The 14,216-nt window shown below is 63.8% G+C and carries 4 protein-coding genes; 1 reads left to right on the forward strand and 3 read right to left on the reverse strand.

The genetic code is table 11. From position 1 onward, the window contains the following. Positions 1-12: 12 nt before the first annotated feature. The gene (locus tag D187_RS48405; protein WP_002623816.1) at positions 13-2,838 is read left to right on the forward strand and encodes a TonB-dependent receptor; all 2,826 of its coding nucleotides are present in this window, start codon (positions 13-15) and stop codon (positions 2,836-2,838) included. A 325-nt stretch (positions 2,839-3,163) separates the two neighbouring features. Here the strand turns inward: D187_RS48405 and D187_RS56220 are convergent, their stop codons facing one another. The 3 genes from D187_RS56220 to D187_RS48415 all read right to left on the reverse strand — a co-directional run bounded on the left by D187_RS56220 (position 3,164) and on the right by D187_RS48415 (position 13,910). Further along, positions 3,164-3,532 carry a hypothetical protein gene (locus tag D187_RS56220; RefSeq protein WP_155894090.1) on the reverse strand — a complete coding sequence of 123 codons (369 nt, stop codon included), beginning with the start codon at positions 3,530-3,532 and terminating at the stop codon, positions 3,164-3,166. Further along, a complete protein-coding gene (locus D187_RS48410) occupies positions 3,532-9,507 on the reverse strand; it encodes a polymorphic toxin-type HINT domain-containing protein (protein WP_051256862.1) in 5,976 nt (1,991 codons plus the stop codon). The genes D187_RS56220 and D187_RS48410 overlap by 1 nt, the downstream gene beginning before the upstream one ends. A gap of 236 nt (positions 9,508-9,743) precedes the next feature. Then, on the reverse strand, positions 9,744-13,910 hold the full coding sequence (locus tag D187_RS48415) for a hypothetical protein (RefSeq protein WP_155894091.1): 4,167 nt from the start codon (positions 13,908-13,910) through the stop codon (positions 9,744-9,746). Between the last annotated feature and the right edge of the window lie 306 nt (positions 13,911-14,216).

Raw genomic sequence — 14,216 nt, forward strand, 5'->3', positions numbered from 1 at the left:
GAGCTCGCCCCCATGACGACTTCCCTTCCGCTTCGCGGCCGGGCGCTATTGCTGGCGCTCCTGGCGCTCGCCGTCCTGCCGCTGCCCGCGCTCGCCGCGGGCGAGAACTACGGTCGGCTCTCCGGCTATGTGTACGACCCCACCGGCACCCCGCTGTCCGAGGTGCCCCTGACCCTCAGCGGCCCCGCGCTCCAGCAGCCCCAGGAGCGCAGCAGCGGCGAGGACGGCCGCTACGAGTTCCCCCTGGTGCCCCCCGGCGAAGGCTACACCCTCGAGGTCAAGGTCGAGGGCTTCACCCCCATCAAGCTCACCAACATCTCCGTCCGGCTGGGCCAGACGACACCGGTGGACGTGAAGCTCGAGGTGTTCACCGAGACGCAGGCGGTGGCCACCTATGAAATCACCGAGCGCGTCAATCCCATCATCAACCCGGACTCGGCCGAGACGGGCGCGGTGGTGACGGCGGAGAAGGCCGCGTCCACGCCCGTGTACAACCAGGTGCAGACCATCGCCCAGCTCGTGGCGGGCGTGGGCCCGGGCAACTCCCCGAGCCTGCGTGGCGGCCTGTCGCGCTGGGGCAAGTTCTACGTGGACGGCATGGACACCACGGACGTGTCCGACGGCTCCATCACCGCCACGATGAACTACTACGCGGTGGAGAACTTCGAGGTCATCACCGGTGGCCTGGACGCGCAGTACAACGCGCTGGGCGTGGTGCAGAACATCGTCACCAAGACGGGCTCCAACAACTGGACCTATGACGCGACGCTCGTGCTGCAGCCCGCCTGGAGCGCCGCCAAGACGCAGTACGCCTCCAACCAGCCGCTGAACACCGGCAACCTGCTCAACAGCACCACCCGGCAGGCGGAGACCACGTTCTACGCGCCCCTGCTCGCCTTCGGCGGTCCCATCGTCAAGGACCGGCTGTGGTTCTACGCGAGCGGCCAGTGGAACTTCTCGATGCGAGAGATCCCCCTGACCATCAAGGGCCAGCAGGAGAACCGGCCCCGCGACACCCAGACGAAGCTCGCCCGGCTCAAGCTCACCTGGCAGCCCACGAGCCGTGACCGCGTGTCCTTCGCCGTCAACGTCGACAACAACACCATCACCAACAACATCGGCAGCGCGACGACGTCGCCCGAGGCCGAGTCGCGCATCGACCGCGGCGGCTACTTCCTCATCGGCAACTACGACCACAGCTTCAGCGACAACGTCCTCTTCCAGTTGCAGACGGGCGCCACCTACAAGCACGCGTACCTGGGTCCGCAGAACGATGACATGAACGCCATCTCGCACGCGGACGAGAACGACAACTTCTTCACCACGGGCTCCTCGGGCTCGCTGTCCAGCAGCATCGCGGGCAACTACTCCACCGAGGACAAGTGGCGCTTCCAGTTCGACCCCACCGTGCTCGTCAAGGCGGGCGCGCACCAGATGAAGGGCGGCGTGCAGCTCGGCTACCTGATGGGCACGCTGAACGTGGGCACCACCGGCAACTACCGCTACACGGACAAGGGCGGCATCTGCAACCCGGAGGACCCGAGCACCTTCGGTTATTGCAACACGCGCGCGGCCTTCTACGGCAGCAATGATGTGCTGGGCAGCAACACCACCAGCGGCGCCGTGGCCCAGTTGGGCGCCTTCGTGCAGGACCGCTGGACCGTCAACCGCCAGCTCACGCTGATCGCCGGTCTGCGCGCCGACGTGGGCCGACTCTACGGCGACGATGGCGCCTTCGTCACCAACCTGGTGGGCATCGGCCCGCGCGTGTCGGCGACGTATGACCTCACCAATGACCGCAAGACCCTGCTCAAGGCGCACTACGGCCGCTCCAACGAGGTCGGCGACGTCTTCATCGCGCAGCGCGCCAACCCGGACATCCAGCGCTACACCGCCACCTTCAACCCGGCGGCTGGCGCCTTCCCGGACTGTGGTCCCGGCACGCCCCTGGCCAACAACGTCTGTACCCGGAGCGGTGGTGCCAACGGCCGCTCCTTCGCCAGCACGCACACGCCGACGAGCGTGGACGAGGTGAGCCTGGGTCTGCACCGCGAGGTGAGTCAGGGCGTCGTGCTCGGCACAGACCTCACCTACCGCCGCTATAACAACATGTGGGTGGACGAGGAGATCAACCAGATCTGGGACGCCACTGGCACGCGCGTCATCGGCAACGTGAACGGCACGGCCGGGGAGGTGTTCCTCATCCACAACCCGGACAGCGCGTGGCGCGACTACAAGGGCGTCGACCTGTGGGCGCAGGGCAAGCTGGGCGGGTGGGATCTGCTGGCCAGCTACACCCTGGGCTTCAACAACGGCACCGTGGCCAGCTACTTCGACGGCTACGGCAGCAACCCGCGCACCCAGTACCTCTTCGAGGGCCCGACGCCGGACGACATCCGCCACACGCTCAAGGGCGCCATCAACTACGCGACCTCCTTCGGTCTCGATTTCGGCGTGCGCATGCGCTACCTGACCGGCACGCCGCTGTGGCAGTACCAGTCGCTCACCAGCCCCAACGCCACCAACCTGTACCGCTCGCCGCGCGGCACGGGCTACACGGTCAACCGGGGCCTGGCGAACTTCAACGACCCCTCGACCATCTCCGAGCTGCGCAATCCCGACCTGTTCGTCATCGACGCCCAGGCCCGCTACGACGTGGGCCGCCTGTTCAACATCAAGAACAAGTTCGAGATCACCGCGATGGTGGTGAACGTGCTCAACAACACCAGCACCACCAGCATCATCGACCAGTACGCGGCATCCAACTCCAACTACGGCCTGTCTCGCGGCCGTAACGGTGGCCTCCAGGCGGAGTTGCTGCTGCGCTTCCGCAACTAGCCGTTAGAGGCGGTGTCCCGAGCGGTTCAGGGACACCGCCTCTCCATGTGGGAGTGCTTCCCCTGCTTCGGGAAGACGGCACACCGGGAGCATCCTGGCTCCAAGAGGAAGTGCCGATTCCCAGGGCCCGGTGCGGAGCGGGCCGGTGGGCGGCCCCAGGTGCAAGTGCCCCCGGGATTTCACGGGCTCGACCCGGGCACTCACACCACCCGCGAAGTGCCCATTGCGCTGGTCCCCCACGGCCCAATTCCCATCATCAAGAGGACGGCTCGCTGGGCGGAATGTGGCTACCGCCCACGCGGAGGGCCGCTCGCAAATCGAATCGTCAAATCGGGTAGTCTACCTTGTACGGCCATTCGAGAGCGTCCCGAGACAAACCGAGACGAGCAAGCTTGCTCATCAACGCATTCTCGCCGACCACGACTTCATCATCACGCGAATGCAGGTCGTCTTCGCAGATCCAGCGTTCCTCTCTCACCAGGGACTCGCTCACCTCGATAACGCGCACTCGAAAGATGGGCTGATCGTAGGTCGGTGATTGCCCCAGACGACTTAAAAACGCGGCTGCGCTGGGCTTCGCCGGATCGAGTGGATACACACCCACCCACGCGAGCCTCCCGGGCAGTGAAGGAGCCAGACTCGCGGCAAGCGATCGTCCTTGCCGCAAGAGGTCAAAAGCCGATTCAATATTCATCAGAAGTAGATCCGAATGACATTGCCAGAAAAATCGTGAACTTGCAGGTGATCCTGGCCATGAGGAAAGGACTTCGCCCCCTCATCCCAGTGATACGAACCCTCTTTCGTGCCGAAGAATCTCTTTGACTCCGTCGGAGACATTCCAGTCACGTTCCGGTAGCCCTCCCCCTGGTATCTTCCGAGGAAAAGCTCTTCTGCTTCGGAACGACCTTTGACAGTCACAGACTTCGCCCCTTGACTCAGCTCCGCATCAGCACGCTTCAGCGTTTTGCTGGACCAAGGAATTGAATTTTTGTCTCCAGGACTCGAGGCACTACCGGGAGTGCATTCGTTGTGGACCCAGGCATTCAGGGTACCCGCGAAGTACGTGTGGTACTCCGCCACCTCGAAGTTGAAGACATTGGCCCGCGCCTGTGCCCAGGTCGAGGTCCCCACCTTGAGCCAGCCGCCGTGGGCACTGGCCACCTGCTGTCCAGGCATGAGCATCGCAGCTCCCACCCAGCCCAGGTCCCTCACCCAGAATGGGTGTTCCCCCGTGACGCCCAGGACGCTCGTCTGCCCTGACACCTCATCCGTCAGTTCCACCTGCAACACCCGCTGCTCGGGCGTGAAGAAGGTACGCACCACTGGCTTCCAGTCCATCACTCCCGTCGTCTCGCTGCGCGACCAGACGAGATCTCCTGGCTTTATCTGCTCGATTGCCTTGGAGCCTTGTCGGGTGAGGACTTGCGTCCCCGCGACGAAGCAATTTCCAGGAATGGAACAGCCGCCTCCCTCGCACCCCTTGCGTGCGGACGCCAAACCATCGCCCACGTCGTCCGCCTTACTCGCCAGTTTCGCAGAGGACTCCGCCCGGTCGGCGGCTCGCAAGGCAGCTCCCGCCTTGTCGGCGTTCCTGATGGCATCCACCACCTTGTCGGCGGCCCGATAGCCTTGGATCGCGGCTCCCGCGCCTCCTGGGACACCAGGCGTTATCAGGGCCGCGCCATCGACGAAGAAGCCGACAACATCGACGAGCTTCGCGATCATGCTCGTGTTCTCATCCCACGATTTGATGCTGGCGATGTTCATGCCCAGACTGAATCCGTCCCAAGGGCTTTCGGCAATTTTGCCCGTCGGATCCACGTAAGCCACTGGATTGCCCCCCACGTATCCATACAGGTTGCACTCCGCCGGACTGTCCACGCAGCGCTCCGGCTCCGCCAGGAACAGAGGATCCGGGGTCAAGAACCGGTTGATCATCGGATCGTAGTCGCGCACCCCCATGCGAACGAGTTCTAGATCCGCGTCGTAGCCCTTCTGGACATAATCCACGATCGCCGCGATGTCTGGACGGAAGGTCCGGCTGCCAAACGGAGAGGCCAATCGGGGAGTGCCATCCAGGTCAGCCATGATCGTGCCGCGCGCATCCGTGGCGAGCAGGTGGAAGGAACTGCCCCGTACGAGACCCACCAACTGCCCGGAGAAATTGAAAGGCTCCGTCAGCCCCCCCGCGTCCAGATAAGAGCCCTGATCCAGATACGCCACCACGGGAGTCGTTCCGCTGAACTTCAGTAACCGCTGGCCGTTCTCGTCGTACAAGAACCGCCACGTGTTGCCCCCACGAGTAGCGAGCGCCAGATGACCATGCGGGCCGTAGTTGAAGGACAGGTCGCCCTTCCTGAGGGTGCGGCCGAGGGCATCGAACGTGTACAACGTGTTGCCCGCGGTGAGGGCGCCACTGTCCCAGGTCAGGTCGCGGCGCGCGCCCTGTTCCTCGATGCTCGTTGGCAGGCCCGGGCCATTGAACGCATAGGAGTAGACGTTCTCCGCATCGCGAGCATCAGTCAGGAACCCTTGCGCCGAGTAACCGTAATGGCGCTGCAGGTTCTTGCCGCCGACGACGAAGGCTTCCCGGTCCGGGAATCCCCTCGCGTTGAAGCGCAGGGCGTTGGAGGAACTCCATCCTCCCGCCGCCCAGTGCGATATCGACAGGCGTCCGCGGGTCAGCGGATCATACCCCAGCAGGACATGGTCGCCCGTAGAGAAGATCGCAGCACTGGCTTGGCCGTTGGAATCATAGGCGAAGGTGGCCAATGGGTAGCCATTGAGCCACACTTCCGACAACCGGCCGTGGGCATCCCATCGATGCTCCTTGCTAGAGACCGACAGCAATCCTCCGGTCGCGTCCCAAACCGAGGTGGTCGTCTGCCGCGCCTCACCATTGTCCGCGTAGGTGAACTCCGACTCCACCGTACGCCAGCCATCCAGTCGCAACACGTACCGGGAGAGCTTGCCGTCCGCGCGATAGTCGAAGGTCTTGAGATAGCCCTCGCCCTGGACGGCCGACAGCTCTCCCAGGTACGTGCGCCGTCCGGGTTGGTCCGGTGTCGCCCCGTCATAGAAGAAGCGGTAGTGCTGGACGGCCCCCTGGAGCAGGTCCGTGTGCTCTTCCACCGACTTGCGTCCGATGGCGTCATACGTCCACGACTCCGAACGCTGAGCCACCCCCTGCGCGGACAGGAAGCGCCGGCTTCGCAGCAACCCCGTGACGGGTTCGTACTCATGGACGAGGGTAGCGAGCCCTTCTCGGGTCACCTGCTTCACCCGGCCATGCGCGTCATAGGTGACCCGATGGGCCTTTCCATCCGGAAGGAATACACGCCGCACCCGGCCGAGCGCATCGCGCTCAAAACCGTACAGGGTGCCATCCGGCTCCTCGCGGCGAAGCACCTGCTCCGAGGCGTTCAACCAGAAGCGCGTCCGATAGACATCGTTCTCGACCCGCTCACGCCGCAGAAGGCCAGACTCCACATCGAGGCTCGACACCACCTGCCGCTCCACGTCCGCGTGGAGCTTGGAAGACGCGGCAATCTCATGGCCCAAACCAGCGGAGCGCCGCATGGCCACGGGCTGCATTCCCGTGCGAAGACTCTGGTAGGTGAACGCCGCCAGCTCCGAGGTCGCCGGCTCGGTGGGCCGGTTGTGCTCGCGCGTCTCGAGCTGCTCCGGATGGAACGTGGTGACTCCGTCGAACGCCCACCCCTCGGGAATGAGCTGGGCACTGGCGACCTGCGCGCCCGAGGCCGTGCTCCACTCCACCGAACGGCGCCGGGCTCCTGAAAGGCCATCCACGAGCGTGGTGACATTCACCACCGCGGGCTTCACGTCCGTGGCGAATTCATAGGCGAGCAACAGCGCCGGGTCCGCCTCCGTTGCGTGGCCCAGGCTGTTCCAGTTCTTCTGGAGACGTTCCTGCCCATCGTAGCGGAACGCCTGCGTGTAGAGCTGCGTGCCATGCTGGCTGGAAAGGGAGCGGATGGCGTCCGTGAGCGGCTCTCGCGAGGTCACCTCCAGGACCGAGCCGTCCGGAGACGTCACCTTGCGCAGCAGGGTGCTGTCCGGCTCCAGGGTGAAGAGCGTGTGGCCCCGGCCAGGCACCGAGACGCGCTCCACGGAGTAGTCCGAGCGGTACATCACCTCTTGCAGGGTGAGCAGCCCCTCCTCGCCCGGGCTTTGCACCCGCTCCACCAGGCCCACCACGTTGCGCGTCAGCCATGCCTCGTGACTGAAGTTGAGCGACCTGTCCGCATGCTGGCCGGAAAGGATGATGCGGTCCTCCAGACAGTGCAGATTCTTCACCAGGCCCGGCACCACGGCGCGACGGCGCTCCGTGGTGAGCGAGCCATTCGCGGTATGGAGCACCGTGCGCTCCGGGCACACCGTCTCCTCGTAGGCGGGATAGTCGTAGTCGGTACGCTCCTCCACGACCTGCGTCCCACTCTGCAGCGCCTGGGCATACCCCGCGCGCGCCTCCTTCAACCGCCGCCAGGGCCGCCCCTGGAACGTGGCCAGGTCGTAGCCGCGCTCCTCGTAGCGGATGACTCCCGGCGTGCGTGGGTCCGATTCGCTGGACGACACGACGAGCCCCGCGTTCGTGTCGTCGTTGAGGAAGTGGACCTGCTCGACGAGCGAGGGCGCATGGCGCACCACGCTGTCGAACCCCAGCAGATGCAGTCCCTCGGGATGTACCCGCAGATGAAAGTACTGATACGAGTACGCGACAGGATCCTGGCCCGAGGAAGAGACCACCAGCCGCTCGAGCACCGTCGCACGCTGGCGCCCCCCCGGCTCCGCGGAGGCCCGTGCGTACTCGAAGGTCAACACGGTGCCCTTGCCGTCGTCCGCCGTCCACAGCAGACCTGTTTCCGCTGCGTTCAGCGCCACCGACATCGTCCTGCCCTCGATGGCCTCCACCACGACCACTTCCGTGTTCCCACTGCCCGCGACGTCCACCACCATGGGGTAGCTGGCGATGAGTCCGAGCGGGTAGAACATCGCGGGCACACGGATGTACTGCAGCCGGGTCCCGTCGTTGATGAAGACGAACACCAAGCCGTCCAAGGCCAGCAGGGCATCCGCCGCGCCATCCTTGTTCACATCCACGAAGTGGAGCTGGTAGTTCGAGAGGTTCCCCAACACCACGCCATCGACGAGGAAGGGAATGATGATCGCCTCGGGGTTGAACTCGTACTTCGCTCCCGTTCCAGGCCAGACCGCCAGACCGGAGTCGAAACGCGAGACGATGTCCAACAAGCCATCACCATTCATGTCGTGCAACCACGACGCATCCGCGGGGAAGGCTGGAGACAGGAAACGGGTGATGGGCGAGCCAAAAGCATACCCGGAGGCATCACTTTGATTGGGGAGCACCCGGTAGCCCCCACTGAAGATCTCGATGAAGTCGGGGCGGTGGTCGCGATCCAGGTCCACCAGCCGGTTGTTCGGACCTGGCTCCCAATAGCCGGGGAGTTGCAGGGTGTGCACGGCGACACCGTCACGGCCACACACCGTGAGCTGAGAGGAGGACTGTGCGCCATAGCGCACATCCAGCACGCTGTACTCCGTATCCGTGGGCCGCAACTTCACCAGTTGGCGTACGGGGTTCTCCTCGTAGGGCTCCCAGCGGCACGGCCTATGGACGGGACCACTCGGGGCTGGCAACTCCTGGAAGGAGAAGCCCTGAGGCCCCTGGAGCACCAGGAGATTGCTCTTGTTGTGCTCGAGTTCGAGCTGGCCGTTCTCGTCGACGTCGAGGGGCGCGGAGCGGGTGGGATAGAGGACGTCCCAGCCCAGACGCTTCACCACCGGGTCGAATTGGGGCACGGGCCTGAACTCCGCGGAGGTCAGCTTCGCGGTCCCCACGTGGTACGTGTAACGGACGGGGGGTTCGGACTCACCCGAGGCGAACACCCGGACAATTTCTTTCAAGTAGAAGGCCGGGCTGAATGTCTCCTCCTCGTAGGAGAGGACGTAATGCCATCGCTCGCGGAAGGAAGCGGATGCCGGTTCCCAGGCGGACACCCTCACGGACTGGACGCGCCGGTCCAGCACCAACGCCCGCGACGAGCGCCAGTCGGAGAACGGAACCCGGACGGATTCGTAGATGAAGTCCAGTTGGTACCGCGCGGTGTTCCCCACCCCTCCGAAGGACACGGTCTTGAGGAAGGGCCGTCCGGAGGCGTTCTGCTCATAGGTGAGCCGCGTCTTCCTCCCCGTCGCCGTGACCACTTCGGTGAGCGGCCAGGAATAGATTCCGGCACGGGTCTGCACCCGGGAAGGGCCGCCAAACGTATGCTTGCTGCCATCGGGCAGGAAGGCCACGAAGCCATCCGCGGTCGTCTCTACCCGTACGTGGGCGGACAGGCCCCGCGGGTACCAACTTCCATCCAATCCCTGGACGAGTTCACCCCAAGGACTGGTCAGTCCATCCGTGGCGTAATCCAACGCGCCCACCTGCCGGAAACGCGTCAGGAAGAGGTTCGAATGCCAGCCCATTCCCCATTCGGAAAGGCCCTGCTCCACGGAGTACTGGGGGAAGACCGGCGCGAGCAGGGGGCCGTGATCCGATGGCACCGCGAAGGGCGACTCCAGCGAGTAGCCCCCCCGGCTGAGGTCCGCCGCCTCGAAGGCAACGCCCGAGAGTTGGCCCACCAGGGAACCCCGTTGGGGGGCCGACAACGTGGGCGGTTGGATCAGCGAATCTGAAAAAGGATGGGCTTGCGCCACGGTAGCGAGGCTGGCCCATAGGCCCGCACAGGCTGAGAGCAGTTTCTTGGAGAAGGGAAATCGCACGAGTCGTCGCTAAGAATGAAGAAAAGGATGAAAAGGCCGGCCCGGGCAAAGCCCGAACCGGCCGACCACTTCATCACTGGATGGGAATCAACTCACTACTGGCAATTCTCCAACCAACCCAGCCCTCCCTGCTCGACCGGGCGGACGGACACGGTGAAGAAGAGGATGATGTCATCCGCTTCCCAGAGACCACTCAGGTCCGGCGAGCTGAAGTCGATGGAGAACTTGGTGAATGGAGACAGACCATTCGCGACACGGGTCGGGGCCGCGTAGTTGAGGAACCTGGAGCCCGCGTTGGCGATGGAACCATCATAGGTCGTCTTCACATTGAACGTCGTCCACTCTCGGGTGTCCATGAAGTACGAGACCGGACCATCTTCCCTGGGGAATACGAGCGATTGATCGAACTCGACATTCACGCGGATGTTCTCGCTCTCGGTGCGCTGTTTGGCCAGGGGATTGATCCAGACGAAGTGAATGCCCATGGCGTCGATGACCGGCGCGGCTTCGTTGCACCCCAGCTTCGAGGAGCCAGGGCTGACGCCGGCGGCATACAGGTCCGCTGGTGTCAGGACGATGGAGGCCCGCGTCTTGTTATCCACGGCGGCCCAGAGAGCAGCGGAGCGCTCCGTGTCCGCGGTGCGGAAGAGGCTGGGCTGCCTTGGGTGTGAGGGCACGATTACTGGACGCGGGAAACGCAACGCCACCTGCGTGGGAACCAGGGACGGAGTCCCACCCCTCGCATCTTCGAGGACACCGATCAGGTCCGTCACCAGATCATGAGCTGATTGGACGTGGAGGCGAAGGGTGTCCTCGACCTTGATCTGAATGAGCTTGTCGAGTTGGTCCTCGTAGTAGTCGCCCGTGAGTGTCTCGAACACACCCGGATGGCGCAGATCGACGATGGGATAGAGCTGTGACATCACCTTGTTCAGGACGAGGAGCGAATAGCCACTCAAGGTGTCCGCGTCCAGTTCCCTCAAGGCCCACGAGGACACCTTCCTGGTCATCCGCAGTTCCGCGTTGGACAACTGGAGCTGTTCATTGAGCGCGCGCGTCTCCAGGACGAGCCGGGCCATGCTCAGTTCCACGGTGCGTGCCTCCACCTTCTTCTCCAGCACCGCCAATTCCGCATCGAGCCATGCCTCGTAGATGCTCATGATGTCCGGGAAGTTCGTCAGTCCTCCCAGTTGAAGCAGGGCTGTCGAGCGCAGTTGCGCCTTGTCGCTGGGCAGCAGGCGACCACTGGCGAGGAAGTCGTCGGTCTGGCTGCGAATGTCGAGGAGGGTCTTCGCCATCTGGGTCGCCACCTCCGCGACCACGGAGCCCAGTGGCCGCACCCGGGTCATCGTCACGTTCAAGCCAACGCTCGTATCCACCGCGCAGCCGGTCTTGTCATTCACCACCAGGTAGACGTCCGCATCCTCCTGGACAGAGAACGAGGTGTAGGGCGACTGCACCACATGGATGTCCAAGATGGAGGCATGGTCGAGCGCCGTCGCGCCGCGCTTCATCACCACGGCCAGCAGGCTTCCCACGGGCATGTCCGGGAAGGGGGTGTTCTGCAGGCGGAGACCACGATGGAAGCTCGCCGTCTGGCGGCTCTCGCCGCCCAACGTACTGCTCGTCGAATTGGTGACACCTCCGCTCGTACCATGGTCGGACTTATAGCAACTCTCGACCCGCTCGTAGGCCCTGGCGCTGAAGACAGGCACTGACTCGTGGCCGATATTGAGCGACATCTCGGCCCCCGCGCAGTCACTGTACGAATTGGATTTACTGTAGAAGGTTCCATTCTGGTTCACGCGCTCCGTGGCGCTGGCCTTGAAAGTGGAACCCTCCGTGGAGATCGAGAAGCCCTCGGGTCCCGTGGTGAACCCCCTGCCTTGACTGCTGACCACGATTGGATTGGTGATGAAGGGCGCCTGCTGGGCGGTTTGCAATGCACAGGTCGGCGACCACGAACCCGACGTATCGAAATTGACCACGTCTCCCTTCTTGATGCTCAGGGAAGGCTCATCGTTTCCAGGGCCAGTCCCTGGCCACTTGTAGAACGACACCACCTCCACACCACTCTTTCCCTGGCTGGTGTCCCGTCGCGCGTTGTCGGCCGTGACATCCGCCAGGGTGCGGGAGACGCGATCATAAGCCACACGATTGTCACCGGCTTCCTTCTTGAGTTGCTGGTTGAGGATCTGAGCGAAGAGCGCGTAGCGCGCCTGCTGGACCTCGATGTTGTGACGCAGTGCCGCTTGATTCCTGCTGAACTCCTCGAGTTCGCTTACCTTCTGCTGAAGTTCCGCCAACAGCCGGGACTGGCCGCTCCGGGTCGAGATCTCCTGTTGCAGCGCCACCACGGCTTCCTTCCGGTTGGCGGAGTACGTATCGAGCTTGTTGCCGAGGTTGTCGTTGTCCGACTTCACACGGCTGATGGTTTGCTCCTGCTGGGCCTCCTGAATGCCGCGGTACAGCGTGTTCTGCAGGGTGGGCTCCAACAGGCCCGTGCGCTCATGGCTGCGCGTACGCGCCAGGGCTTGTTGGATGTGTTGAGCCAGCGGAACCATGCCGGGGCTCATGGACTCGGGCAGCCCACTGGAGAGCAGCTCCTTCCAGGAGTCGGCCTTGGACGCGTAGACGGGATTTTCCAGGAGCGAGTCGCGCACCGCGTTGGCCACCGTGGTGTGGTTGCGCTGGATTTGAGTGAAGACCTCCCTCCAGTTGACACCCACCTGGTTGGCCTTCCCAAGCTGGGTCTGGAGCCTGCCCGCGTCATCCAGGTTGGCCAGCAAGCCCCAGAGCTGACTCATCTGGGAGCTGTCCTCGGTGGGGCTGCAGCGCTTGAACCGGCAACCCAGGTCATGAAGGGGACGCAGTGACTCCAGGCGGTGAGTCAACCCCGTGAAGGCCTCCCCCATGACCAGGACAAGGGCCGAGGAAGTCATGGGCGGAGGACCCGAGACCGGCAGCGCGGCCCGCAGGACGTCACGCTCCACCGCCATGGAGAGGTTGGACACGTTGCCCAGGTAGGTATCGAGATAGTCGGTGAGTTGCTCCGCGGGCAGCGAGGGGATCTCCGTGTCCAGGTGAACCCGGGTCGCATACGCGGCGTCCCAGAAGGTGCTCAAGAAGCCGGGAAGCTTGTTCCCCACGCGCTCCTTGAAGAGCACCGGATCAGAAGACAGCTCCGAGCGCAGATTCACGTACCAGGTGTCCATCGCACGGAGCGCGTAATGCAGTTGCTGAGGGTCCACGACCGGCTCGCCCGCCGTGGGGGTGCTCAGGGACAAGGGGGTCACCTGCCGCGTCACCAGGCTCGCCATCAACGAGAAGAAGGAATCGCGATAGGCCGCGCTCGAGCAGGCGTCACCCACGGGAATGAGGGTGATGTCCGATGCCAGACCCAGACACTGGGAGAGGTAGGAGTCACGAGCGGAGCGGGGCACATGCGCCGGCTCCAGGAGCGAGCAGAAGCCGAGCTGCTGGTTCAAATTGCCCAGGTCTCCACACGCCGAGGTCACGGGAGGCGGGGTGAAGGGAGAAGGACAATCCAGCCGCACGCTCTTGTACGGGTCGGTGTTGTACAACTGGAGGATCCGCGCCTGCTGACCGTCGCTCAGCAGAGAGCCCTTACGCTCGAACAGGAGCTTCAGACGCTCGACGAGCTGGTTCGCCAGCGCTGGACGCGACACCCCGGAAAGTGGCGCCCCCTCGGGGAGGCCGGCGACATCGTTCTGCGCCCCCAACATACCATCGAGACAGTTGTAGAGTTCTCTCGCCTGCTGCTGGGTCTGAGCCGGGTTGTCGAGCGGCTTGTCCTCACAGGTCAGGCAACGGGTCGACCCGAATTCCACGGCGGGAGTGGGGACGGAGCCGTTCAGGTTGAGCAGCTTCTTCCAGGCCACCTGGACCTTCGGATCCGACTTGAGCGCATCCACCGATTGCCCCGGCGCGGAGAAGAACGGGCCCGCGTCTGTGCCACAAGCGTTCGGGTCGAGCGACTCCAGGAAGGCGGGGTGGCGGCAGGTCCCGTACAGAGGTTCGGGGCAACTGAACGCGGGGCACCGTGAGTCGTTGTAGACGGTCCCCATGATGGGAGCATTGTAGAGCGTGTATCGACACTCAGTACTACCTCGCTCAATCCAGAAATCGTAGATGATATCGTCCCGCAGCTCTTCTGGGTACCCCGCCACATCATTGAGAACCTGTTTCTGGCAGGGATAGACGGTATCGTAGACATTGATCGTCTCGCAGTTGTAAGGCAAGCCCCACTCATCGTACTGACACTGCTCGTATGAATAAGAGAATTCAGGCTCTACCCACACGGTGCGATCCACTCTCTGGGTTCCGACAACCTGTTCACAAGGCTGGTAACAAGTCTTTGGTTTCGTCCCAACCTGGGGACACTTCGGATCGTCCGTTCGCGCGTTGTAGCACTTGAGCTTCAGCTCCTGCGGCCCGGAACAGGTCCGCGAGTCCGTCGAGCCCGCGTTGGCCGCGGACGTCTTCCAGGAGAGTACGCTGTCGGAGCACGAATCCAGTTCCTGCTCAACGACATCCATTGGCTCGAT

The organism is Cystobacter fuscus DSM 2262, assembly GCF_000335475.2.
GTDB lineage: Bacteria > Myxococcota > Myxococcia > Myxococcales > Myxococcaceae > Cystobacter > Cystobacter fuscus.

Bases quoted from the DNA above. Each gene is read 5' to 3' on its own strand.
- D187_RS48405 (WP_002623816.1), top strand. From the start codon at position 13: ATGACGACTTCCCTTCCGCTTCGCGGCCGGGCGCTATTGCTGGCGCTC.
- D187_RS56220 (WP_155894090.1), bottom strand. From the start codon at position 3,532: ATGAATATTGAATCGGCTTTTGACCTCTTGCGGCAAGGACGATCGCTT.